Genomic DNA, 24,507 nt, shown 5'->3' on the forward strand with positions numbered 1-24,507 from the left:
AACCGATCAGTACAGCGCCGACGCCAGCTTGCGGCGCGCGGTGACGACGAACGGCTCGGCGGGATCGAACAGCTCGAACAGCTCCAGCAGCCGCGTGCGGGCGGCGTTCCTCTCGTCGCCGGCGCTGCGGGCGACGAACCCGATCAGCCGGGTGAAGGCGGCCTCGGGCTGCTGGGCGAACAGTTCGGCGTCGGCCGCGACGAGCTGCGCCTCGAGGTCGGCCGGGGCGGCGTCGGCCGCGGCGATCGCGTCCTCGGGCACCGACTGAGCGCGGGCGAGGAACCGGACCTGCCGCAGCGCGGCCAGAGCGTCGGCATTGGCGGGCTCGGAGTTCAGGATCAGCTCGTACGCCGCCTCGGCACCGGCCAGGTCCCCTGCCTCGAGGGCCTGCTCGGCGGCGACGAACCGCGGATCCTCCTGCTCCTCGACGGGCTCGGCGCCGGGCGGGCCGGACAGCTTTCCGGCGACCGCGTCCTGGATGGCGGCGAGCCATTGCCGAAGCTGCGGTTCGGGCTGCACGCCCTGGAAGTCGGCGAGGGGCTGCCCGGCGGCGATCGCGACGACGGTCGGCACGGACTGCACACCGAACGCCTGCGCGATCCGCGGGTTGGCGTCCACGTCGACCTTCGCGAGGACCCAGCTGCCGCCGCCCTCGTGGGCCAGCTTCTCGAGGACCGGCGAGAGCTGCTTGCACGGGCCACACCAGGTGGCCCACAGGTCCACGATGACGGGGACCTGCATCGAGCGCTGCAGCACCTCGGCCTCGAAGGTGGCCTCGGTAACGTCGACGACGGGCGTGAAACCGGACTGGGGGCCGGTGCCGGAGCCGGGCTGCGACGGAGGTGGGGGCGCGGTAGACCGCTCCTTGAGGGGCGCGAGATCCACCGCGCCGGACATCGCCGCGGCGGTCGCGGCGGAACGTGCTGCAGGACGGGAACCTGGTCGAGTCACGCCGTCCAGTCTGTCACGTTCCGCGCGACAGGGGACAGCAGGTCAGGCGAGTGCGGGCGCGTCCACCGGACGCGCTTGCGCGGACAGTTCCGCGAGCCGGCCGGTGCGCACAGCCCACCATTCGAAGACGATCGTGCCGAACGGCGGGACGGACGAGATCAGGGCCAGGCCCGTGGTGACCAGGTTCCACTTCAGCGCCCGCGCGGTGAGGGGGGCGACGAGGACGAAGGCCACGAACACGCCGCCGTGCAGCGGGCCGAAGATCTTCACCCCGATCTCGTTGCCGTTCTCGGGCAGGTACTTGAACGCCATGCCGACGAGCAGGCCGGCCCAGGTGAAGGCCTCGAGGACGGCGACGAAGCGGAACCGCTTGGCCGGGGTGCTGAGATCGAAGAAGTTCGCCATGCACACCATTGTGCCGATCGGCTACGACGAGCTGTCGTTGCTGTGAGAGACGTCACCGCCCCCACGCGGTGCGCGGGGGCGGCGACGAGAGTATTGGACGCGGTCTACGCCTTGGGGACGCGGACGATGAGGGCGTCGCCCTGGCCGCCGCCGCCGCACAGGGCCGCGGCCCCGACACCGCCGCCGCGGCGGGCCAGTTCGAGCGCCAGGTGCAGCACGATCCGGGCCCCGGACATCCCCAGCGGGTGCCCCAGCGCGATGGCGCCGCCGTTGACGTTGATCCGGGCCGGGTCCAGCCCCAGCTCGCGGCCGGAGGCGATCCCGACCGCGGCGAACGCCTCGTTGATCTCCACCAGGTCCAGCCCGGCCGGGTCCAGGCCCTCCCGGGCGCAGGCCTTGGCGATCGCCCGGGCCGGCTGGGACTGCAGCGTCGAGTCCGGGCCGGCGACCACCCCGTGCGCGCCGATCTCGGCGAGCCAGGACAGACCCAACTGTTCGGCCCTGGCCCGGCTCATCACCACCACCGCGGCCGCCCCGTCGGAGATCTGCGACGCCGACCCGGCGGTGACGGTGCCGTCCTTCGCGAACGCCGGCCGCAGCGCCGCCAGCGACTCGGCGGTGGTCTCCGGGCGGATGCCCTCGTCGGCGGTGACCACGACCGGCTCGCCGCGGCGCTGCGGGATCGACACCGGCACGATCTCCGCGTCGAACAGCCCGTCCTTCTGCGCGCGGGCCGCCCGCTGGTGGCTGGCGGCGGCGACGGCGTCCTGCTCGGCGCGGGAGACGAACCGGGTGCCGGTGTTGGCGGCCTCGGTGAGGTTGCCCATGGCCTGGTCGGTGAAGATGTCGTGCAGCCCGTCGAAGGCCATGTGGTCGCGCAGGGTCGCATCGCCGTACTTGAACCCGGCCCGGGAGTGCTCGAGCAGGTGCGGGGCCCGGCTCATCGACTCCTGGCCGCCGGCGACGACGATGTCGAACTCGCCGGCGCGGATGAGCTGGTCGGCCAGCGCGATCGCGTCGATGCCGGACAGGCACACCTTGTTCACGGTCAGGGCGGGCACGTCCATCGGGATGCCGGCGGCCACGGCGGCCTGCCGGGCCGGGATCTGGCCGGCGCCGGCGGTGAGCACCTGACCCATGATCACGTACTCGACCTGCTCCGGGGCCACCCCGGCCTTGGCGAGGGCACCGGCGATGGCGACCCCGCCGAGGTCCGAACCGGAGAGGTCCTTCAGGGCGCCCTGCAGACGCCCCATCGGGGTCCGGGCTCCGGCAACGATGACAGAACTGGTCACGAGGATTTCCTCCGGTGGTGGGAGTGACGGCTTCCGCGCGGGCTCGAGGCCGGCAAGCCCATCCCGACGCATACTGATCTAACGTTAGCGCTACCGTCTTTATTCATGACTGAGACCTCCCCCACTCCGACTCCGCTCGCGGCGCTGACCTCCGGCCTCGTGACCGCCATCGACCACGTCGGCATCGCGGTCCCCGACCTGGACGCCGCCCTCACCTGGTACGCCGAGAACCTCGGGCTCGTCTCCACCCACGAGGAGGTCAACGAGGAGCAGGGCGTGCGCGAGGCGATGCTGTCGGTTCCCGGCTCGCCGGAGGGCGCGACCGCGATCCAGCTGCTCGCCCCGCTGAACGAGAACTCGACGATCGCGAAGTTCATCGACCGCAGCGGGCCCGGCCTGCAGCAGCTCGCCTACCGCGTCAGCGACCTCGATGCGGTGTCCGCCGAGCTCCGCGCGCGCGGCGTGCGCCTGCTGTACGACGCCCCGCGACGCGGCACCGCCGATTCCCGCATCAACTTCCTCCACCCCAAGGACGCCGGCGGCGTGCTCGTCGAGCTCGTCGAACCTGCTGCGCACGGATCGCACTGACCGCCCCCATCTCACCCGGCCGACTCGCCGGGTTCACACCGCCGCAGCATTAGCACAACGCGGCGGCACGCGCAGCTCCGGCCGCTTCGAGCAGGTAGATTGGCGCCATGGTCTTCGATCGCGATCGCACCCCAAGCCACCTGCCCTTCTCCATCGTGCGCAAGGGATTCGACCGCGACGAGGTGACCAACTACTTCGCCAGATTCGAGGCCGAGCTGCGCGTGACCGCCACGGACCGGGATGCGGCCGCCGCGCAGGCTCGCGACCTGGCTCGACAGCTCGAGAACGCCCGCAACGAGATCGACGAGCTGCGCAAGGACGTCGATCGGCTGTCGGTGCCGCCCACCACGGCCGAGGGCATGAGCGACCGCATCTCCCGCATGCTGCGCCTCGCCTCCGACGAGGCGTCCGAGCTGCGGGCACGGGCCGAGGCCGACGCAGCCGAGATGATCTCCCTGGCCGAGCAGGAAGGCATCCGGCTGCGCGGGGACTACGAAGCGATGATCGCCGAGCTCGCCGAGCGGCGTAAGGCATTCGAGACGGAGCACGCCCGCACGATGGCGGAGGCGCGTGCCCAGGCCGCCCGGATCATCGCCGCCGCCGAAGCGGAGCGCGATCGCCTGGCGGCGGAGGCGGAGGCCAAGCGGGACCGGGTCCAGCAGGACTTCGAGATCGCCATGAGCGAGCGCCGCAGCAAGGTCCTCGGCGCCCTCGACGAGCTCGAGCGCACCAGCAAGGCCGAGGCCGAGCAGCGTCTCGAGATCGCGTCCCGCGAAGCGGCACGCCGGCTCGAGATCGCCACCGAACAGTCCGAGCGGAAGATCGCCAACGCCCGCGATCTGACCGAGGAACTGCGGGTGCTGCGCGGCCGCATCCTCAGCCAGTTGGACGGGGTACGCGGTCAGCTCGAGGCCGTGCCGTCGATGCTCGCCGCCGTGACGCGCGAGGGCGAGCTGCTCGACCGCGACCGGGATGCGCTCACCACCGAGGGCGAGGCCGACGCGACCAAGGAGATCGCCACCGGGGAATCCGAGAAGGAACCGGCCACCAAGGAACTCCCGGCGGCCGGCGGCAAGCCGGAGGGCAGCGACGGCGAAGCCGGCTCGGCGCAGGAGGCACGGTCCGGCGAGGAGGCACCGCCCACCGATCGCCTCGGCCGCTCACCTGCAGTGGCCAGCAAGGTCCGTAACTGAGCCGTCACTAGGACCCGACGGCTGAGCCGTCACTAGGACCACCGCCGGGTCGGTCCGCGGGTACCGCGGCCGGCCCAGCATCCGTTGTGCCAGTGCCGGCGTTCGTCGGCGCCCCCGATGTCGTCGGTGGGCCAGGCGACCACGTGGGGTGTTCCCGGCGCGATCTCGTGATCGCAGCCGGGGCACCGGTACGCCTTCGTTGCTCGCGACCCGGGGACGGTGCGCACGGTGTAGCGCTCGGACTCCGCGCCGGACGGCCCCCATTCGGTGCGGGAGGTGGCCCCGGAGAACGTCGACCCGCCGATATCGGGCCGGCGCCGGCGCTGCGATCGGGGAACGTTGCGGCGGGGCATATCAGAACAGCCGGAACTCGTTGCTCTCGGTGCCGCGCAGGGCGTCGTAGTCGAGCACGAGGCAGCGGATACCGCGATCGGTCGCAAGGGTCTTGGCCTGTGGCTTGATCTGTTGCGCCGCGAAGACACCGCTGACGGGCGCGAGCAACGGGTCCCGATTGAGCAACTCGAGGTACCGGGTGAGCTGCTCGACACCGTCGATCTCGCCGCGTCGCTTGATCTCGACGGCCACCGTGCCGCCGTCCGCGTCCCGGCACAGCAGGTCCACCGGACCGATGGCCGTGGGGTATTCCCGGCGGACGAGGGTGTAGCCGGGGCCGAGGGTTTCGACGTGCTCGGCGAGCAGTTCCTGCAGATGCGCCTCGACACCGTCCTTGATCAGGCCCGGGTCCACACCCAGCTCGTGGCTCGAATCGTGCTCGATCTCGTCGATGGTGATCCGGAGTTGCTCACCCGTCTTGTTGGTCACCACCCACAGGGCGTGCGCCTCGTCTGCGGACTCCTCGACCAGCCAGCACGGCGGACTCATCCAGTTCAGCGGCTTGTAGGCACGGTCGTCGGCGTGCACACTGACCGATCCGTCGGCTTTGACCAAGAGCAGCCGACGCGCCATCGGCAGGTGTGCCGTCAGACGTCCGACGTAGTCGACTCGACAGCGGGCAATCACAAGGCGCACGTTGCCACCCTAGAGGATCGCTCCGGACTACTCTCGAACGACCATGCCTCGCACCCGCCGCACCTCGCCCCTCGGCTCGCCGCTGCTCGGCGCGCCCGCGGAATCCGTCCGGCGCCAACGTGTTCGCGTGCAGACATTGCTCACCCTGTTGCTGCTCGGCACGAACATCGCGGGGGCCGCGATCACGGCGTTGTTGATCAACGTCGTCGTCCCGGGCCCCTCGGTGCTGCGTCCGGAGTTCGTCGTCGTCACCGGCGTCATAGCACCCGTCTACGTCGGCGGGGCCATCGTCCTGGGGACGGCCTTCGGGACCCGGCTCGGCCTTGCACAACTGCGGTGGATCCTCGAGGACCGGGATCCCACCCCCGACGAACGACGTGCAACCATGCGGCTGCCGATGCGCCTCACCGCCCAGCAGGGTGCATTCTGGGCGCTGGGGCTGGTGCTGTTCGCGACCGCGTTCGGTGTAGTGGATCCGCGCACGATCCCGAAGGTCGCCCTCACCATCGCCCTCGCGGGCCTGACGGTCTGCGGCTTCGTCTATCTGTTCAGCGAATTCGCCCTGCGGCCGATCGCGGCCCGGGCCTTGGAGGCCGGGGCGACGCCGCGACGCCGACTCACCGGCACCAGCGGCCGCATCATGGTGGCCTGGGCGCTGGGCAGCGGCGTTCCCGTCGTCGGGCTGATGCTCGTGGCGGTCTTCAGCTTCGTCCGTCCCGTATCACCCGTCCGGTTCGCGGTGACGATCCTGACGATCGGCGGACTCGCCTTGTTGTTGGGGGCGTTGCTTATGCTCCTCACCGCCCGGACCAGCGTCGCGCCGATCGAGTCGGTGCGGTCCGGCATGGCCCGCATCGAGCGGGGCGACCTCGATGCCGAGGTGGTCGTCTACGACGGAACCGAACTGGGAGAACTGCAGGCGGGATTCAACCGCATGGCCGACGGCCTCCGCGAGCGCGAACGGATCCGCGACGTCTTCGGCCGGCACGTCGGGCAGGACGTCGCGCGGGCGGCGTTGGCGTCGTCGCCGCGCCTGGGCGGCGAGGAACGCCATGTCGCGGTGCTGTTCATCGATATCATCGGCTCGACGGCAATGGCGGCCGATCGACCGCCCACCGAGGTCGTACATCTGCTCAACCGCTTCTTCGAAGTGGTGGTCGAGGAGGTGCACCGGGCCGGCGGGTTCGTCAACAAGTTCGAGGGCGACGCGGCACTGGCCATCTTCGGCGCTCCGGTCGCAATGGACGACGCGGCGGGCAGTGCGCTCGCGGCCGCCCGGGAGATGGCCCGCCGGTTGCGCACCGAGGTCCCCGAGTGCGAGGCGGGAATCGGGGTCACCGAGGGCCTCGCGGTGGCCGGAAACGTGGGCGCTCACGAGAGATTCGAGTACACGGTGATCGGCGATCCGGTGAACGAAGCGGCTCGGCTGTCGGACGTGGCCAAGACGTTCCCCGGCCACGTGGTGGCGTCGGCCCGGGCGGTAGAGGTGGCCGCGGAAGCGGAGCGCATCCGATGGTCGCTGAAAGGTGAAGTCACCCTGCGCGGGCGGTCGGAGGTCACCCGCCTTGCGGTCCCGGTGGACTGATCCCGACGAAGGACCGACGGGTTCGGCTGCGCCCCACAGGGAACGCGGAAATGCCGGAAGCCCCCCAACGAGGTTGGGGGGCTTCCGGTAACGGGTGTTCGGCGGTGTCCTACTCTCCCACACCCTGTCGGGTGCAGTACCATCGGCGCTGGAGGGCTTAGCTTCCGGGTTCGGAATGGGACCGGGCGTTTCCCCTCCGCTATGGCCGCCGTAACTCTGTGAAACGACCCACGCACGCTGTTCGCGTGGGTCGGGGGCCGCAGGCCCACCCATTCTTTGGGGGGCAGCGTTTACTCCGACTCCTCGCGCAGCGAGTGTGAGTGTGTTGTTTCAGATACCGCACAGTGGACGCGTAGCTTCTTTGTGGTAAGTCCTCGGCCTATTAGTACCGGTCACCTGCATGCGTTACCGCACTTCCAGTTCCGGCCTATCAACCCGGTGGTCTGCCGGGGGCCTTACCCCCTCGAGGGGGTGAGAAACCTCATCTTGGAACAGGCTTCCCGCTTAGATGCTTTCAGCGGTTATCCCTTCCGAACGTAGCCAACCAGCCGTGCCCCTGGCGGGACAACTGGCACACCAGAGGTTCGTCCGTCCCGGTCCTCTCGTACTAGGGACAGCCTTCCTCAAGTTTCTAACGCGCGCGGCGGATAGAGACCGAACTGTCTCACGACGTTCTAAACCCAGCTCGCGTGCCGCTTTAATGGGCGAACAGCCCAACCCTTGGGACCTACTCCAGCCCCAGGATGCGACGAGCCGACATCGAGGTGCCAAACCATCCCGTCGATATGGACTCTTGGGGAAGATCAGCCTGTTATCCCCGGGGTACCTTTTATCCGTTGAGCGACACCGCTTCCACATGCCGGTGCCGGATCACTAGTCCCGACTTTCGTCCCTGCTCGACCTGTCGGTCTCACAGTCAAGCTCCCTTGTGCACTTGCACTCGACACCTGATTGCCAACCAGGCTGAGGGAACCTTTGGGCGCCTCCGTTACATTTTGGGAGGCAACCGCCCCAGTTAAACTACCCACCAGGCACTGTCCCTGAACCCGATCAGGGTCCGAGGTTAGAGGTCCAATACGATCAGAGTGGTATTTCAACAACGACTCCACCCACACTGGCGTGCGGGCTTCCCAGTCTCCCACCTATCCTACACAAACCGAACCGAACACCAATACCAAGCTGTAGTGAAGGTCCCGGGGTCTTTTCGTCCTGCCGCGCGTAACGAGCATCTTTACTCGTAGTGCAATTTCGCCGAGTCTGTGGTTGAGACAGCAGAGAAGTCGTTACGCCATTCGTGCAGGTCGGAACTTACCCGACAAGGAATTTCGCTACCTTAGGATGGTTATAGTTACCACCGCCGTTTACTGGGGCTTAAATTCTCAGCTTCGCGGAGTGAACTCCGCTGACCGGTCCTCTTAACCTTCCAGCACCGGGCAGGCGTCAGTCCGTATACCTCGTCTTACGACTTCGCACGGACCTGTGTTTTTAGTAAACAGTCGCTTCTCTCTGGTCTCTGCGACCACCCCCGGCTCACGGAGCAAGTCCGGTCACCGGGACTGGTCCCCCTTCTCCCGAAGTTACGGGGGCATTTTGCCGAGTTCCTTAACCACAGTTCTCTCGATCGCCTCGGTATTCTCTACCTGACCACCTGTGTCGGTTTGGGGTACGGGCCGTGTGAAAGCTCGCTAGAGGCTTTTCTCGGCAGCATAGGATCATGGAATTCGCCTCATTCGGCTACGCATCACCTCTCAGGCTGTGTGCGACACGGATTTGCCTGTGTCACGCCCTACGGGCTTACACCGGTACAACCACTGACCGGCCCCACTACCTTCCTGCGTCACCCCATCGCTTGGCTACTACCACCGAAGGTCCCGTGCAGCAGGCTCTCGGCTCCCGAAGGAACTCGATCACCCTTTGGACGGTTAGTACCGATGATTCACCAGGGGCGCGTTCACACGGGTACGGGAATATCAACCCGTTGTCCATCGACTACGCCTGTCGGCCTCGCCTTAGGTCCCGACTCACCCTGGGCGGATTAACCTGGCCCAGGAACCCTTGGTCATTCGGCGGACGAGTTTCTCACTCGTCTTTCGCTACTCATGCCTGCATTCTCACTCGCGCAGCCTCCACACCTGGATCACTCCGGCGCTTCCCCGGCTGCACGACGCTCCCCTACCCACCCGCACCACTGCCGGACGATCCGTGGACCCTCCGGGGTGTTGTGCGAGTGCCGCGGCTTCGGCGGTGTACTTGAGCCCCGCTACATTGTCGGCGCAGAACCACTTGACCAGTGAGCTATTACGCACTCTTTCAAGGGTGGCTGCTTCTAAGCCAACCTCCTGGTTGTCTCAGCGATCCCACATCCTTTTCCACTTAGTACACGCTTAGGGGCCTTAGCCGGCGATCTGGGCTGTTTCCCTCTCGACTACGAAGCTTATCCCCCGCAGTCTCACTGCCGCGCTCTCACTCACCGGCATTCGGAGTTTGGCTGATTTCGGTAAGCTTGTGGGCCCCCTAGACCATCCAGTAGCTCTACCTCCGGTGAGAAACACGCGACGCTGCACCTAAATGCATTTCGGGGAGAACCAGCTATCACGGAGTTTGATTGGCCTTTCACCCCTACCCACAGCTCATCCCCTCAGTTTTCAACCTAAGTGGGTTCGGGCCTCCACGACGTCTTACCGTCGCTTCACCCTGGCCATGGGTAGATCACTCCGCTTCGGGTCTAGAACATGCCACTACAGACGCCCTGTTCGGACTCGCTTTCGCTACGACTACCCCACACGGGTTAACCTCGCGACATGCCACTAACTCGCAGGCTCATTCTTCAAAAGGCACGCCGTCACCCCCAGCAGACCAAACTGCTCGAAGGCTCCGACGGATTGTAAGCGCACGGTTTCAGGTACTATTTCACTCCCCTCCCGGGGTACTTTTCACCTTTCCCTCACGGTACTAGTCCGCTATCGGTCACCAGGGAGTATTCAGGCTTATCGGGTGGTCCCGACGGATTCACAGCAGATTTCACGGGCCCGCTGCTACTCGGGTACCCTCCACGAGAGCCGGCATGTTTTCGTCTACGGGATTCTCACCCTCTACGACAGGCCGTTCCAGACCATTTCGACTAACACACCGGTTTCTTACTCTCGCCCACCATGACAGTGATGGGAAGAAGGGCCCCACGACCCCACGAGTGCAACGCCTGCCAGCTCTCACACACCCGCGGTTTAGCCTCTTCCGTTTTCGCTCGCCACTACTCACGGAATCACATGTTGTTTTCTCTTCCTGTGGGTACTGAGATGTTTCACTTCCCCACGTTCCCTCCACACGCCCTATATATTCAGGCGCGGGTAACACGACATCACTCGTGCTGGGTTTCCCCATTCGGAAATCCTCGGATCACAGCTCGGTTGACAGCTCCCCGAGGCATATCGCAGCCTCCCACGTCCTTCATCGGCTCCTGGTGCCAAGGCATCCACCGTACGCTCATAAACACTTACAACAAAGATGCTCGCGTCCACTGTGCAGTTCTCAAACAACACACAACACCCACTACTCACCCCACCGACCGGCGGAAGCTTTGATGAGCATCGTCGCTGACAAAACACTCGCGTGTTCTCTCAGGACCCAACAGTGCACCGATATAACTCCTCGGATCCCGCACAGAAACGGGACCCGGACGAGAAGTAGCTGTCAGCGTTCCACCCATGAGCCACCGTGTCCCACATGCGGGGACAAACGGTCTCTGGCCGCACACGCGCCCCGACTGTTCGGGGTGTGTGGGCAGATGCTCCTTAGAAAGGAGGTGATCCAGCCGCACCTTCCGGTACGGCTACCTTGTTACGACTTCGTCCCAATCGCCGATCCCACCTTCGACGGCTCCCTCCCACGAGGGGTTAGGCCACCGGCTTCGGGTGTTACCGACTTTCATGACGTGACGGGCGGTGTGTACAAGGCCCGGGAACGTATTCACCGCAGCGTTGCTGATCTGCGATTACTAGCGACTCCGACTTCACGGGGTCGAGTTGCAGACCCCGATCCGAACTGAGACCGGCTTTAAGGGATTCGCTCCACCTCGCGGTATCGCAGCCCTCTGTACCGGCCATTGTAGCATGTGTGAAGCCCTGGACATAAGGGGCATGATGACTTGACGTCGTCCCCACCTTCCTCCGAGTTGACCCCGGCAGTCTCCTGCGAGTCCCCAACCGAATTGCTGGCAACACAGGACAAGGGTTGCGCTCGTTGCGGGACTTAACCCAACATCTCACGACACGAGCTGACGACAGCCATGCACCACCTGTACACCGACCACAAGGGAAACCCCATCTCTGGGGCGGTCCGGTGTATGTCAAACCCAGGTAAGGTTCTTCGCGTTGCATCGAATTAATCCACATGCTCCGCCGCTTGTGCGGGCCCCCGTCAATTCCTTTGAGTTTTAGCCTTGCGGCCGTACTCCCCAGGCGGGGCGCTTAATGCGTTAGCTACGGCACGGATCCCGTGGAAGGAAACCCACACCTAGCGCCCACCGTTTACGGCGTGGACTACCAGGGTATCTAATCCTGTTCGCTACCCACGCTTTCGCTCCTCAGCGTCAGTTACTGCCCAGAGACCCGCCTTCGCCACCGGTGTTCCTCCTGATATCTGCGCATTTCACCGCTACACCAGGAATTCCAGTCTCCCCTGCAGTACTCAAGTCTGCCCGTATCGCCTGCAAGCCCGCAGTTGAGCTGCGGGTTTTCACAGACGACGCGACAAACCGCCTACGAGCTCTTTACGCCCAGTAATTCCGGACAACGCTCGCACCCTACGTATTACCGCGGCTGCTGGCACGTAGTTGGCCGGTGCTTCTTCTGTACCTACCGTCACTCGCGCTTCGTCGGTACTGAAAGAGGTTTACAACCCGAAGGCCGTCATCCCTCACGCGGCGTCGCTGCATCAGGCTTGCGCCCATTGTGCAATATTCCCCACTGCTGCCTCCCGTAGGAGTCTGGGCCGTGTCTCAGTCCCAGTGTGGCCGGTCGCCCTCTCAGGCCGGCTACCCGTCGTCGCCTTGGTGGGCCGTTACCCCACCAACAAGCTGATAGGCCGCGGGCCCATCCTGCACCGGAAAACCTTTCCACCCCGGAACATGCATCCCGAGGTCCTATCCGGTATTAGACCCAGTTTCCCAGGCTTATCCCGAAGTGCAGGGCAGATCACCCACGTGTTACTCACCCGTTCGCCACTAATCCACCCAGCAAGCTGGGCTTCATCGTTCGACTTGCATGTGTTAAGCACGCCGCCAGCGTTCGTCCTGAGCCAGGATCAAACTCTCCGTTGAAGACTCACAATCAAACCCCGAAGGGCCGATCAGTCATAGACATCGAGCCAAATCACCAGCAAAAAACTCAAACCAGCAAAAAACACTGACCACCACAGACGGAAGAATGCGGCAGCCAGCAACAACCACCCCCCGAAAAGAGGGGCGGTCGCACCAAAAATATTTTGGCACTGACATTCATCGGCACACTGTTGAGTTCTCAAAGAACACGCACACACCATCACCCACGAACCGAGGTCCGCGGCGCTCCGGGGCAACCGTTCCAGCCTACCCACACCACCCGGCGAAAACAAACCCGACGCGCTCGGTGGGATCGGCAACGGCCCAGAACCCTACCAGAAGATTCCGAACCGAACAATCAGGCGCCTGCGTCCAACCTCGTTGTCCCGGGCCCCTGCGGGCCGGGTCGGTGTCCGTGTCGCTCTGACCTGGAATAAGTTACGTGAGGAACAACCGTGCACCAAATCCGCTGGTCAAGCTCCGATGCGGCACTGTTTTCCCAGTTCGCGGGCCGCCCCCCGCCCCGCCTCCGCGCTATCACTCCACCGTGATGCGCGGCACATTCGGACCAGCCATGGCGTGCACCCGGCCGTTTGAGCCCGAAATGACTGAGGCACAGCCGATTTCGGCGCTCCGCATCAGGAGTCGGAGTTGACCCGCTCGATGACGCCACCGAGCTCCTCGATGATCTCCACGAATCTCGGGTAGCCGCGGTCGATGTGGTAGACGTCGTGCACCTCGGTGACGCCGTCCGCACACAGCCCGGCCAGGACCAGTCCGGCACCGGCACGGATGTCCGACGACCACACCGGCGCGCTCGACAGCTCCTCGACACCGCGGACCACGGCATGGTGCCCGTCGGTGCGCGCATCGGCGCCGAGCCGGATCATCTCCTCGACGAACCGGAACCGCGCCTCGAAGACGTTCTCCGTGATCATCGACGTGCCGTCGGCGACCGCCGCGAGCCCGATCGCCATGGGCTGCAGGTCGGTCGGGAAGCCGGGATACGGCAGGGTCGCGAAGTTGACCGCCCGGGGACGGTCGTGCTGAACAACCCGGAAGCCGTCCACCTCGGGCGTCACCTCCGCGCCGGCGGCACGGAGCTTGTCGAGGACGAGGCTCAGGTGCTTCGGGTTGACGCCGCGCACGCGGACGTCGCCGCGTGTCATCGCCGCCGCGATCCCCCACGTCGCCGCGACGATGCGATCCCCGATGACGCGGTGGGTGGTGGGTTCGAGCCGGGGGACGCCCATGATCGTCAGCGTCGAGGTGCCGGCCCCGGAGATGCGGGCACCCATCTGGACCAGCATGGTGCACAGGTCGACGATCTCCGGCTCCCGAGCCGCGTTGTCGATCGTGGTCTCTCCGCTCGCGAGAACGGCGGCCATCAGGATGTTCTCGGTGGCCCCCACCGACGGAAAGGCCAGGCGGATCGCGTTGCCGTGCAGGTCGTCGGCCTCGGCCACCACACAGCCGTGCTCGATCGTGCTGTGCGCCCCCAGCAGGCGGAGCCCCGTCTGGTGCATATCGAGCGGCCGTGAGCCGATCGCATCGCCGCCCGGCAGCGCGACGACGGCCTTGCGGCACCGAGCCACCAGCGGTCCGAGGACACACACCGACGCACGGAATTGCCGGACGGCGGCGAAATCTGCCTGGTACTTCGGCTGCGCGGGGGTCGTGATGCGTACCTCGTCACCCTCGAGCTCCACGTCGCATCCGAGTCCGCGGAGAACCTCGGCCATCAGCGGCACGTCGAGGATGTCCGGGCAGTTGGTGATGACGCTCGTCCCCTCCGCCAACAGGGCGGCTGCCATCAGCTTGAGCACGCTGTTCTTGGCGCCCCCGACGACTACCTCACCGACAAGCCGGTTACCACCGGAGACAAGAAAGCGATCACTCACAACGCCACAGCCTATCGACCACACTGCGGGAATACGGGAGCGGTACCGTGACCTGCATGGCTGTCCATCTCACACGGATCTACACCCGCACCGGCGACGACGGTACGACGGGCCTCAGCGACTTCTCCCGGGTGTCGAAGAACGACCCGAGGCTGATCGCCTACGCGGACTGCGACGAGACGAATGCGGCGCTCGGCGTGGCGCTGGCTGTGGGCGACGTACCGGAACGGATGGTGCCGGTCCTGCGCCAGATCCAGAACGACCTGTTCGACGCCGGAGCCGACCTGTCGACGCCGGTGGTGCCGGAGCCGAAGTATCCGCCGCTGCGGATCACGCAGGGGTACATCGATCGGCTCGAGCGCTGGTGCGACGAGTTCAACGAGGAACTGGCGCCGCTCGATTCCTTCATTCTCCCCGGCGGCACCGCGCTGGCGGCCCTGCTGCACACGGCCCGGACGGTGGCACGGCGGGCGGAGCGCTCCGCCTGGGCGGCGGTGGCCACCCACCCGGACGACACGAATGTGCTGCCGGCGAAGTACCTCAACCGGCTGTCGGATCTGCTCTTCATCCTCGGTCGCGTCGCGAACCCGGATGGTGACGTGCTCTGGAAGCCGGGCGCGGGCGCGTGAGGACCCGGTCGGCCGGACCTCAGTTCGGCCGGCCGCGCAGGGATCGGTCCGAAGGCCGGGATTCGAGCCAGGACAGGAAGGCGGTGAGCGCACCGCTGTCGAGGGCGATCTCGAAGTTGTTTGCACCGTCCTGGATTTCGAGGATCACGATGTCCTCGGTCATGATGTCGTGCTCACTGCCCTCGGGCGCGCGACGGCTGCGCACCTCGACTCCCTGCCGGGCGAGGCGCGAGTCCGGGCCCGGGCGCAGGCTGGAGAGCTTGTAGAAGACGACCGTGCGCTCGCCGTAACGGATGACGCCGTGCCGCCACCCGGCGCCGGCGCCGTTGGGCAGGCGCCGCAGGATCGCGGCGGTGCCGCCGCCCCGCAGGGTGACGAGGCGATAGAGAAAAGCCGCGACGGCAGCCGCGAGCAGTATCACCAGAACGATGAGAACAATCATTCCAACTGACACTGCTCGTCGGCTCCGTCGCGGCTTCTCTTGTCCGGTCAGGCCCGCTCGACAGCCCGGAGCCGGCCCCGCGCCGCAGCGATCTCGGCCTCGTCCCGGCTTTCGCTCAGCACGGCGCGCGCGGACTCGACGTCGATGTTCTCCGTCAGCTCCGCGGCCTCGGCGAGGATCGTCACCGTCGTGGCGGTCACCGAGAGGAAGCCGCCGTGCACGGCCGCGACGACGCGCTCGCCGTCGCCGGTCGTGATGGAGACGACGCCGCCCTCCACGAGCTGGCCCAGGACCGGCTCGTGGCCCGGCATGACACCGATCTCGCCCTCGGTCGTCTGGGCGCTGACCAGCCGGGCGGTGCCCGACCACAGGCGCTCCTCGACGGCAACGAGGTCCACGGTCATTTCAGCCATCGCGGACTACTTCCCGGCGATCTTCTTGGCAGCGGCCTCGACGTCGTCGAGTCCACCGCAGCTGTTGAACGCCTGCTCGGGCAGGTGGTCGAACTCACCCTTGGTGACGCGGTCGAACGCCTCGATGGTGTCGCGCAGCGGCACCACGGAGCCGGGCTCGCCGGTGAACTTCTCGGCCACGATGAAGTTCTGGCCGAGGAACTTCTGCAGACGACGGGCGCGGCCGACGAGGACCTTGTCCTCCTCGGAGAGCTCGTCCATACCGAGGATGGCGATGATGTCCTGCAGCTCCTTGTACTTCTGCAGGATCCGCTTCACCTCGTTGGCGACGCGGAAGTGCTCGGCACCGACGATGCCGGGCTCGAGGATGCGCGAGGTCGACGTCAGCGGATCCACAGCGGGGTAGATACCCATCTGCGAGATCGGACGCGAGAGCTCGGTGGTCGCATCGAGGTGCGCGAACGTCGTGGCCGGCGCCGGGTCGGTGTAGTCGTCGGCGGGGACGTAGATCGCCTGCAGCGAGGTGATCGAGCGGCCACGGGTCGAGGTGATCCGCTCCTGGAGCTCACCCATCTCGTCGGCCAGCGTCGGCTGGTAACCGACGGCCGACGGCATACGACCGAGCAGGGTCGACACCTCGGAACCGGCCTGGGTGAACCGGAAGATGTTGTCGATGAACAGCAGCACGTCCTGGCCCTGAATATCGCGGAAGTACTCCGCCATGGTCAGCGCGGACAGGGCGACGCGCATACGCGTTCCCGGCGGCTCGTCCATCTGGCCGAAGACGAGGGCGGTGTCCTGGAGGACGCCCATCTCCTCCATCTCGAGGTGGAGGTCGGTGCCCTCACGGGTGCGCTCGCCGACGCCGGCGAACACCGACGTGCCGGAGAACTCACGCGCGATACGGGTGATCATCTCCTGGATCAGAACGGTCTTGCCGACACCGGCACCACCGAACAGACCGATCTTGCCGCCCTTGACGTACGGGGTCAGCAGGTCGATGACCTTGATGCCGGTCTCGAGGATCTCGGTCTTGCCCTCGAGCTGGTCGAAGGCCGGCGGCTTGCGGTGGATGCCCCACTGCTCGCCGTCGCGCCCGGTGCCCGGGGCGTCGAGGCAGTCACCGAGGGCGTTGAACACGTGGCCCTTGACGACGTCGCCGACCGGCACGGAGATCGGACGGCCCGTGTCGACGACCGTGGTGCCGCGCACCAGGCCGTCGGTGGGCTGCATGGAGATCGTGCGCACCAGGTTGTCACCCAGGTGCTGCGCGACCTCGAAGGTCAGGGTCTTCGCCACGGACGGCAGAGTGACCTCTGCGTGCAGGGCGTTGAACAGAGCGGGAACGGCACCACGCGGGAACTCGACGTCCACGACGGGGCCGATGACCCGAACGACGCGGCCGGCGGTGGCCGAGGCCGCCCCCGCCCCGTAGTTATCGGTTACTGCTGCGGTCATGTGCTTAGTCACTTCCTGCACTCGAGGCGAGCGCGTTGGCACCGCCGACGATCTCGCTGATTTCCTGGGTGATCTGCGCCTGGCGGGCCTGGTTGGCCTGACGGCTGAGGGTGTTCACCAGTTCCGTGGCATTGTCGGTGGCCGCCTTCATGGCGGTACGCCGAGCAGCCGACTCCGATGCCGCGGCATCGAGCAGCGACGCGAAGATGCGGGTGCTGATGTACTTCGGCAGCAGCGCCGCGAGCAGCGTCGAGGCCTCCGGCTCGAAGTTGTAGCCGGGCCGGGGCCCGCCGTTGCTGCCGACGTGCCGGCCGTCGGTGAGCATGTCCTCGCCGAGGTCGATCTCGTCCTCGGTGACGGTCACCTCGAGCGGCGCCATCCGGCGCACCTCGGGGGTCTGGGTCAGCATCGAGACGAAGCGGGTGTAGACGATGTGCAGTTCGTCGACGCCCTCGATCGTGCCCTCACCGTTCGGCGCGGGCACCTCGTTGCCGGACCCGGCCATGAACAGTTCCACCAGGTGACGACTCGCCTTGGCCGCATCCGTGTAGCGCGGCTCCTGCGAGAAGCCGGTCCACGCCCCCGCAACCTGCCGGCCGCGGAAGGTGTAGTAGCTCAGGCCCTTGGCACCGAGCACGTAGAACACCGGCTCCTTGCCCTCGCTGACCAGCAGCTGCCGCAGCTCCTCGGCCTCCTTGAGGACGTTGGCGTTGTAGCCGCCGGCCATGCCACGGTCACTGGTGACAACCAGGACTGCGGCACGCCTCGGGTTGGGCCGTTCGTTGAGCAGGGGGTGATCCAGCGACGCGGACGCGCTCGCCAGTTCGGAGAGCACCTTGGTGATCTCCTCGGCGTACGGCTTGGACGCTGCCACTCGGGCCTGAGCCTTCGTGATCCGCGACGTCGCGATCAGCTCCTGCGCCTTGGTGATCTTCTTGGTCGAGTTGACCGACTTGATCCGCGAGCGGAGCTCGCGCAGGCTTGCCATTCGTCGATCACACTCCCTTCACAGGACGCTGGGTCATGGTCTCCACGCTCACTTGCGAACAGTGGTGCGCTTGACGGAAACCTGCTCCTGCTCGACCTCGTCGGCGCCCAGGGCCTCGGCCTCGGCCTCGTTCACGACGCGGGTTCCGTCGGAGGCGATGAAGCCCTCCTTGAACTTGTTGGTCGCGGCGAGCAGCGCGGACGCGGAGTCGTCGGTCAGCGCCTTGCCGCCGGCGATCTGCTCGTAGACGCCCGAGGCGCTGTGGTGCAGGTCCTCGAGCAGCTCGGCCTCGAAGCGGCGCACGTCGCCGACGGGAACCGAGTCGTAGACGCCCTCACCCGCGAGGTAGATCGACACGATCTGGTCCTCGACGGCGACCGGGGAGTACTGGTCCTGCTTGAGGAGCTCGACCAGACGCTGGCCACGCTCGAGCTGCGCCTTCGAGGCCGCGTCGAGGTCGGAGGCGAAGGCGGCGAAGGCCTCGAGCTCACGGAACTGCGCGAGCTCCAGACGCAGCGAGCCGGACACCTTCTTCATGCCCTTGGTCTGCGCGGCGCCACCGACTCGGGACACCGAGATACCGACGTTGATGGCGGGGCGGATGCCCTTGTTGAACAGGTCGGACTCGAGGAAGACCTGGCCGTCGGTGATGGAGATGACGTTGGTCGGGATGTAGGCCGAGACGTCGTTGGCCTTGGTCTCGATGATCGGCAGGGCCGTCAGCGAACCGCCACCGAGCTCGTCGGACAGCTTGGCCGAGCGCTCCAGCAGACGGGAGTGCAGGTAGAACACGTCGCCCGGGTAGGCCTCACGTCCCGGCGGGCGGCGCAGCAGCAGGGAGATCGCGCGGTACGCCTCGGCCTGCTTGGTCAGGTCGTCGAACACGATGAGCACGTGCTTGCCCTGGTACATCCAGTGCTGGCCGATGGCCGAGCCGGTGTAGGGGGCGAGCCACTTGAAGCCGGCGGAGTCGGAGGCGGGGGCCGCGACGATGGTGGTGTACTCCATCGCGCCGTGCTCCTCGAGGGCGGCCTTGACGCCCGCGATGGTGGAGCCCTTCTGGCCGATCGCGACGTAGATGCAGCGGACCTGCTGCTTCGGGTCGCCGGAGGCCCAGTTGGCCTTCTGGTTCAGGATCGCGTCGACGCAGACGGCGGTCTTGCCCGTCTTGCGGTCGCCGATGACCAGCTGGCGCTGGCCGCGGCCGATCGGGGTCATCGCGTCGATGGCCTTGATGCCGGTCTGCAGCGGCTCCTCGACCGGCTGGCGCTGCAGCACGGTCGCGGCCTGCAGCTCGAGGGCCCGGTTCTCGGTCGCCTCGATGTCGCCGAGGCCGTCGATCGGCTGGCCCAGGGGGTTCACGACGCGGCCGAGGTAGCCGTCGCCGACCGGCACCGACAGAACGTCGCCGGTCCGCTTGACTTCCTGGCCCTCTTCGAGGTCCTGGTAGTCGCCGAGGATGACGGCACCGATCTCGGTGGCGTCGAGGTTCAGGGCCACGCCCAGCACACCGCCGGGGAACTCCAGCAGCTCGTTGGCCATCGCCGACGGCAGACCGCTGATGTGCGCGATGCCGTCACTGGTGTCGGCGACCACGCCGACCTCCTCGCGGGAGGCCTCCGGGGAGTAGCTCGCGGTGTAGTTGTCGATCGCGCTACGGATCTCGTCGGAGGAGATCGTCAGCTCCGCCATGTTCTTCCTGCTCTCGGTATCTGGTCTTCGAAAAGATCGCTATGTGTGTGTGTTCGGTAGTGGACTACGTGAGGCTCTTGCGCACTGCGGCGAGTCGACCCGCGGCGGTGCCGTCGATGACCTCGTCGCCCACCCGGACGACCAATCCACTGAGAAGCTCGGGAACCACCTCGACGTGCACCGTGACCGGTTTCCCGTACGTTCTGGTCAGGATACCGGTGAGCCGTTCGGCCTGCGCCGCGCTGAGAGGTGCCGCGCTGCGCACGTGGGCGACGGCGCGGTCCCGCTGGGTGGCGGCGAGGTTCGACAGTGCGTCGAACGCGTCGGCCGGGGCCTTGTCCTTCAGCCGTCCGACGGCCTGCACGGCCAGGGCCTCGGTGATCGCCGTGGACTTGCCGTAGAGCAGACGCGAGAGGAACTCCCGCTTGGCCGCCAGCGGCTTGGTGCGATCGGAGAGGGCCTGTTCGAGTTCGGCGTTGCCGGCCACGATGCGACCGAGCCGGAACAGCTCGTCCTCGACGGTGTCGAGCTGGTTCTGGTCCGCCGCCGCCGACAGGAGGGCTTCGCGGCCCAGCTGAACGAGGGAGTTGGTCAGGTCGGACTGGGTCGACCAGTCCTGCCCGGCCGCCGCCTTCAGGGTCGCGAGGGTGACGGGCGAGACCTTGCTCCCGAAGACCCGCTCGGCCAGTGCCTGCCGACCGGCTGCCGGGGCCGAGGCGTCGGCCAGCGCACTCCGCAGGGTGCGCTGATCGTCGAGCACCTCGACCACCGAGAACAGCTCGGAGCCGGCCTGCGCCGCAGCTGCAGTTGCGGCACCCGCGGCAGCGGATGCGGTGCTCGACGCCAACGCGCCCTGCAGCGCGGAACGCGTCTGAGCGAGTGCCTCACGGCTTGCTGCGTACATGGTGCTCACTTTCGGGATGCAGAGTCAGCGCTGAGGGAGTCGAGCTCGCTGAGGAAGCGGTCGATCGAGCCGGCACGCTTGACGTCGTCGGAGAGGGACTCCCCGATGACCTTCTCGGCCAGATCCACGGCGGTGCGTCCGAGATCGCCGCGCAGCTCGGTCACGATCTGCTGGCGCTGGGCCTGCAGCTGGTTGTGACCGGCAGCGACGATGCGGTCGCTCTCCTCCTGGGCCTGGGCCTTCATGTCCGCGATGATCTGCTGGCCCTGGGCACGGGCCTCCTCGCGGATCTGCGCCGCCTCGGTGCGGGCCTCGGCGAGCTGCGCGCGGTACTGCTCGAGCGCGGCCTTTGCCTCGGCCTGAGCTTCCTCGGCCTTCTTGATGCCGCCTTCGATCAGCTCCGAACGCTCGTCGAGCACCTTCTGGAACAGCGGAAGCACGTACTTCCAGAAGACGAGCCCGACGATGATCAGGGCGACCAGCGACCAGACGATGTCATACGTCGCGGGGAGCAGAGGATTTTGGTCCTCCGCCTCCGCCGCGAGCAACAGGATGCTGTCAGCCATGGTCGTCAGATCAGAAGATGAAGCCGGCGACGATACCGATCAGCGCCAGGGCCTCGGTGAACGCGATACCGAGGAACATGGTGGTGCGCAGCTGGCCGGCCATCTCGGGCTGGCGGGCCATGCCCTCGATCGCCTTGCCGACGACGATGCCGATGCCGATGCCGGGGCCGATGGCCGCGAGGCCGTAGCCGACCGCACCGAGACCGCTGATGGTGCTCTCCGTCTGGGCGAGGACGTCAACTGCCTGAAGCGCAACGCTCATTGGTGTTCCATTCCCTTTCTTGTGGCTCGGCCCCGGGGATCGGCAACCGAGTCAGTCTGTGTGTTGTGTGGGTAGTGCCGGTCGGCGCGCTAGTGCTCTTCGGCGTGCAGCGCCAGGTCGATGTACACCGCCGTCAACAGCGAGAAGATGTACGCCTGCAGGACGATCACCAGCAGCTCGAAGAAGGTGAACGCGACGCCACCGATCAGCGAGCCGATGCCGAAGATCTTCATCGCGCCTTCGGAGCTGAAGAAGAAGAACTGGGTTGCGCTGAAGAACAGCACCAGCATGATGTGGCCGGCCAGCATGTTCGCCATGAGACGGATGGTGAGCGTGAACGGGCGCAGCAGGAACGTCGAGATGAACTCGATCGGGATGACCAGCACGTGCAGCGCGGGGGGCAGGTTCGGGACGACGATGCTGCTCTTGACGTAGCGGAAGAACCCGTACTTCTTGATGCCCACGTAGTTGAAGACGACGTAGGCCAGCGCGGCCAGCACGATCGGCATACCGATGCGCGCGTTCGACGAGATGTTCAGGAACGGGATGACCGACGTCAGGTTGAGACCGACCACGAGGAAGAAAATGGTCACGAGCACCGGAAGGAATCGGCGGCCCTGCTGCTTGCCGAGGATGTCCTCGGCGATGTTGATCCGCACGAAGTCGATCATGATCTCGGCGACGTTCTGCACACCGCGGGGCACAATCTTCGGGCTGCGCATCGCGAGCGCGAAGAACAGCGCCACGAGCACGGCCACGACGACGCGGATGAGCATCAGGCGGTCCATTTCGAAGGGGGTGCCTTCGAACAGAACTGCTGGGGGGAAGAAATCGGCTAGTGACGGCGCGTGGAATTCTCCGGCAGCCAAGGTGGTGACGCTCAGCGCTCTCTCCCGTAGTCGGCCGCAGGCATTGCCGTCTGCGGTTCGATCGGACATTGACGATCCAACAAGTCGACCAGGTCGGCTCGCGTATTCGCCAGCTGCTGTCGGCTCCCGATCGGGGCCAGCGTCTGTCGGTGTCGGCGACTCTCGTCGACTCGGCGGCCATTCGAACACGACCGCCTGCGAGGGCACAACCGCACTCGACTCCTCCGGAATCGCAGGCAGTCGCACTCGCTTGGGACGACCTTATCAACACTTCTACGACGTTGTGTAGGCGGGTGCCCGTACCGCCAGGTCATTGACAACGGCGGTACTACCGCTCGTCGTTGTTCCCCTGCTCAGCGCTACCGGCAGGCTCCACGTACAGCGCCCGCTGCGACAGCACACCGTAGGTCTCGGCCCCCAGGACGATGAGCAGCGCGAAGACGATGGTGAGCACCAGCGCACCCTTGTCGTAGAAATCGAGCGGCTTGAGCAGCATCATCACCACGATCGCGAGGATCAACTTGAGCAGCCAGGTGCCCAGCAGCACCGCGCCCGCCGTCGTCGCCGGGAGCCGGGCGGTGAGCAGCACGCCGAGAGCGGTGAAGAGAATGAACCCCCCTCCCACGGCCGCGCCGATCAGCGCGCCCCACACGCCCGGCAGGCCGGCGACGAGGCCGCCGATCACCGTCGCGACGACCGTCAGTGCGATCAGTCCGAGCACGCCATAGCGGACGGCGGCGCGCATCGGCGCGGAAGAGTCGGGCAGGGCGGGCAGGGGCCGATCCGGGGAGGTCACGGGAATCAAGCCTAACGGACCCGGCGCCGGCCCCAGCGTCGCCGGGGACGGTCGGCGTCCTCGTGACGCAGCGACGGCACCGCCGTGACGACCAGCGCGAACACCAGTCCGCCCGCCACGAGCAGCACGACGGCCCGCCGGTCGAGCAGGGAGGAGCCGACGGCCCCGAACGCGAGCACCCCGACCCACAGGTAGATCAGCAGCACCACCCGGCGGTGCGAGTGCCCGATCTGCAGTAACCGGTGATGCAGGTGCATCTTGTCGGGACTGAAGGGGCTGACCCCGGCCCGGGTGCGCCGGACGATCGCCAGCAGCAGGTCGAGAATGGGGATGAACATGACAGCCCCGACGAGGATCAGCGGGGAGAGCAGGCCGAGCAGGTCGCGGGTGCCGTAGGCGGCCAGGGGGATGCGTCCCGACGCGCTCGTCGAGGTCGCCGCCAGCATCAGGCCGATCAGCATCGATCCGGAGTCGCCCATGAAGATCCGGGCCGGTTGGAAGTTGTGCGGCAGGAAGCCGAGGCAGGCGCCGGCGAGGGCCGCGGCGATCAGGGCGGGCGGATACGCGCTGACGTCGCCGCCCTGGTCGTGCAACAGCCCGACGGAGAACGCACAGATCGCGACGGCTGCGATCAGTCCCAGGCCGGCCGCGAGCCCGTCGAGGCCGTCGACGAAGTTCATCGCGTTGATCATCACCACCGCGACCAGCACGGTGAACAGCCCCGCCTGCAACTGGTCGAGGATGAGGGTGCTGCCGCCGAACGGCTCGTAGATGACGATCCAGCTCACGCCCATCACGACGAGCACGCCCGCCGCCGTGACCTGCCCGACGAACTTGGTCAGGGCGTCGAGTCCCCAACGGTCGTCGATGATCCCGACGATCACGATGATGGTGCCCGACACCAGCGCCGCACCCATGTCGGGGGTGTACTCGAAGCCTCTGGTCAGCGCCGGCAGCTGCTGGGCGAACAGCAGGCCCGCCACCAGCCCGATGTACATGCCGACGCCGCCGAGCCGTGGCGTCGGCTGGACGTGCACGTCGCGGTCCCGGGGCACCGCGACGGCACCGAACCGGATCGCGGCGATCCGCACGGCCCCGGTCGAGAGGAAGGTGACGACCGCGGCGGTGAGGAGCACGAGCAGCAGCTCACGGATGGGCACGCCGGCGCCGCGGCCCGACTGGGCCAGCACCAGGGATGCCGTGTCGGCGGCAGTCACTTCGCCC

Annotated in this window: 21 protein-coding genes and 3 rRNA genes; 4 read left to right on the forward strand and 20 right to left on the reverse strand. The window is 66.7% G+C overall.

Features of this window, described 5'->3' with window-relative positions:
- Nucleotides 1-6: 6 nt before the first annotated feature.
- From OCS65_RS18705 to OCS65_RS18715, 3 genes are all read right to left on the reverse strand, one after another.
- The gene (locus tag OCS65_RS18705) at nucleotides 7-897 is read right to left on the reverse strand and encodes a tetratricopeptide repeat protein (RefSeq protein WP_029542958.1); all 891 of its coding nucleotides are present in this window, start codon (nucleotides 895-897) and stop codon (nucleotides 7-9) included.
- 96 nt (nucleotides 898-993) lie between these two features.
- Nucleotides 994-1,365 carry a DUF3817 domain-containing protein gene (locus OCS65_RS18710; protein ID WP_263507414.1) on the reverse strand — a complete coding sequence of 124 codons (372 nt, stop codon included), beginning with the start codon at nucleotides 1,363-1,365 and terminating at the stop codon, nucleotides 994-996.
- 95 nt (nucleotides 1,366-1,460) lie between these two features.
- Nucleotides 1,461-2,651 (reverse strand): acetyl-CoA C-acetyltransferase, encoded by a 1,191-nt coding sequence (locus tag OCS65_RS18715; RefSeq protein ID WP_029541111.1) that lies wholly within the window; start codon nucleotides 2,649-2,651, stop codon nucleotides 1,461-1,463.
- A 105-nt stretch (nucleotides 2,652-2,756) separates the two neighbouring features.
- Here OCS65_RS18715 and mce point away from each other — a divergent pair, with 105 nt between their 5' ends.
- Complete coding sequence (gene mce / locus OCS65_RS18720; protein ID WP_029542955.1) at nucleotides 2,757-3,239, forward strand: methylmalonyl-CoA epimerase; 483 nt, start codon at nucleotides 2,757-2,759, stop codon at nucleotides 3,237-3,239.
- A gap of 107 nt (nucleotides 3,240-3,346) precedes the next feature.
- Nucleotides 3,347-4,432, forward strand: coding sequence for a coiled-coil domain-containing protein (locus tag OCS65_RS18725; RefSeq protein ID WP_231771715.1), 1,086 nt, complete (start codon nucleotides 3,347-3,349; stop codon nucleotides 4,430-4,432).
- 32 nt (nucleotides 4,433-4,464) lie between these two features.
- On the opposite strand, the gene OCS65_RS18730 is transcribed toward OCS65_RS18725, so the two are convergent.
- Together OCS65_RS18730 and nucS are read right to left on the reverse strand one after the other, a co-directional pair.
- Nucleotides 4,465-4,785, reverse strand: coding sequence for a hypothetical protein (locus tag OCS65_RS18730; RefSeq protein WP_029542951.1), 321 nt, complete (start codon nucleotides 4,783-4,785; stop codon nucleotides 4,465-4,467).
- A 1-nt stretch (nucleotide 4,786) separates the two neighbouring features.
- Nucleotides 4,787-5,461: an endonuclease NucS gene (gene nucS / locus OCS65_RS18735; RefSeq protein WP_029542949.1), complete on the reverse strand. Its 675-nt coding sequence runs from the start codon at nucleotides 5,459-5,461 to the stop codon at nucleotides 4,787-4,789.
- Between the two features lie 43 nt (nucleotides 5,462-5,504).
- Here nucS and OCS65_RS18740 point away from each other — a divergent pair, with 43 nt between their 5' ends.
- The gene (locus OCS65_RS18740) at nucleotides 5,505-7,046 is read left to right on the forward strand and encodes an adenylate/guanylate cyclase domain-containing protein (protein ID WP_072634983.1); all 1,542 of its coding nucleotides are present in this window, start codon (nucleotides 5,505-5,507) and stop codon (nucleotides 7,044-7,046) included.
- Between the two features lie 96 nt (nucleotides 7,047-7,142).
- Here OCS65_RS18740 and rrf read toward each other — a convergent pair.
- The 4 genes from rrf to murA all read right to left on the reverse strand — a co-directional run bounded on the left by rrf (nucleotide 7,143) and on the right by murA (nucleotide 14,264).
- Nucleotides 7,143-7,259: ribosomal RNA gene (rrf, locus tag OCS65_RS18745) — 5S ribosomal RNA — on the reverse strand.
- A gap of 149 nt (nucleotides 7,260-7,408) precedes the next feature.
- Nucleotides 7,409-10,545 (reverse strand): 23S ribosomal RNA (locus OCS65_RS18750).
- Nucleotides 10,546-10,841: 296 nt separating this feature from the next.
- Nucleotides 10,842-12,363 (reverse strand): 16S ribosomal RNA (locus OCS65_RS18755).
- Together the 16S, 23S and 5S rRNA genes form the textbook arrangement of a ribosomal RNA operon.
- A gap of 638 nt (nucleotides 12,364-13,001) precedes the next feature.
- Complete coding sequence (murA, locus tag OCS65_RS18760) at nucleotides 13,002-14,264, reverse strand: UDP-N-acetylglucosamine 1-carboxyvinyltransferase (protein WP_006944332.1); 1,263 nt, start codon at nucleotides 14,262-14,264, stop codon at nucleotides 13,002-13,004.
- A gap of 56 nt (nucleotides 14,265-14,320) precedes the next feature.
- Here murA and OCS65_RS18765 point away from each other — a divergent pair, with 56 nt between their 5' ends.
- Complete coding sequence (locus OCS65_RS18765; protein ID WP_006944333.1) at nucleotides 14,321-14,893, forward strand: cob(I)yrinic acid a,c-diamide adenosyltransferase; 573 nt, start codon at nucleotides 14,321-14,323, stop codon at nucleotides 14,891-14,893.
- A 19-nt stretch (nucleotides 14,894-14,912) separates the two neighbouring features.
- On the opposite strand, the gene OCS65_RS18770 is transcribed toward OCS65_RS18765, so the two are convergent.
- The 11 genes from OCS65_RS18770 to OCS65_RS18820 form a co-directional block, all read right to left on the reverse strand.
- A complete protein-coding gene (locus OCS65_RS18770) occupies nucleotides 14,913-15,335 on the reverse strand; it encodes a DUF2550 domain-containing protein (RefSeq protein WP_168579495.1) in 423 nt (140 codons plus the stop codon).
- Nucleotides 15,336-15,382: 47 nt separating this feature from the next.
- Nucleotides 15,383-15,748: a F0F1 ATP synthase subunit epsilon gene (locus OCS65_RS18775; protein WP_006944335.1), complete on the reverse strand. Its 366-nt coding sequence runs from the start codon at nucleotides 15,746-15,748 to the stop codon at nucleotides 15,383-15,385.
- A 6-nt stretch (nucleotides 15,749-15,754) separates the two neighbouring features.
- A complete protein-coding gene (gene atpD / locus OCS65_RS18780) occupies nucleotides 15,755-17,206 on the reverse strand; it encodes a F0F1 ATP synthase subunit beta (RefSeq protein WP_006944336.1) in 1,452 nt (483 codons plus the stop codon).
- Nucleotides 17,207-17,210: 4 nt separating this feature from the next.
- Nucleotides 17,211-18,194 carry a F0F1 ATP synthase subunit gamma gene (locus OCS65_RS18785; RefSeq protein ID WP_006944337.1) on the reverse strand — a complete coding sequence of 328 codons (984 nt, stop codon included), beginning with the start codon at nucleotides 18,192-18,194 and terminating at the stop codon, nucleotides 17,211-17,213.
- A gap of 48 nt (nucleotides 18,195-18,242) precedes the next feature.
- Entirely contained in the window at nucleotides 18,243-19,886 is a 1,644-nt protein-coding gene (atpA, locus tag OCS65_RS18790; RefSeq protein WP_006944348.1) for a F0F1 ATP synthase subunit alpha, read from the reverse strand.
- 64 nt (nucleotides 19,887-19,950) lie between these two features.
- Entirely contained in the window at nucleotides 19,951-20,790 is an 840-nt protein-coding gene (locus OCS65_RS18795; protein WP_006944350.1) for a F0F1 ATP synthase subunit delta, read from the reverse strand.
- 5 nt (nucleotides 20,791-20,795) lie between these two features.
- Nucleotides 20,796-21,356, reverse strand: a complete 561-nt coding sequence (locus OCS65_RS18800) for a F0F1 ATP synthase subunit B (protein WP_006944352.1) — start codon at nucleotides 21,354-21,356, stop codon at nucleotides 20,796-20,798.
- Nucleotides 21,357-21,366: 10 nt separating this feature from the next.
- A complete protein-coding gene (locus OCS65_RS18805; protein ID WP_003935756.1) occupies nucleotides 21,367-21,618 on the reverse strand; it encodes an ATP synthase F0 subunit C in 252 nt (83 codons plus the stop codon).
- Between the two features lie 89 nt (nucleotides 21,619-21,707).
- A complete protein-coding gene (atpB, locus tag OCS65_RS18810; protein WP_170914067.1) occupies nucleotides 21,708-22,556 on the reverse strand; it encodes a F0F1 ATP synthase subunit A in 849 nt (282 codons plus the stop codon).
- A gap of 259 nt (nucleotides 22,557-22,815) precedes the next feature.
- Entirely contained in the window at nucleotides 22,816-23,232 is a 417-nt protein-coding gene (locus OCS65_RS18815; protein WP_202917562.1) for a Cg1360 family ATP-synthase-associated protein, read from the reverse strand.
- A gap of 62 nt (nucleotides 23,233-23,294) precedes the next feature.
- Entirely contained in the window at nucleotides 23,295-24,500 is a 1,206-nt protein-coding gene (locus tag OCS65_RS18820) for an MraY family glycosyltransferase (protein ID WP_006944360.1), read from the reverse strand.
- Nucleotides 24,501-24,507 lie beyond the last annotated feature (7 nt).

Origin of the sequence: Rhodococcus aetherivorans, from assembly GCF_025722975.1 — a bacterium.
Classification (GTDB): Bacteria; Actinomycetota; Actinomycetes; order Mycobacteriales; family Mycobacteriaceae; genus Rhodococcus; species Rhodococcus aetherivorans.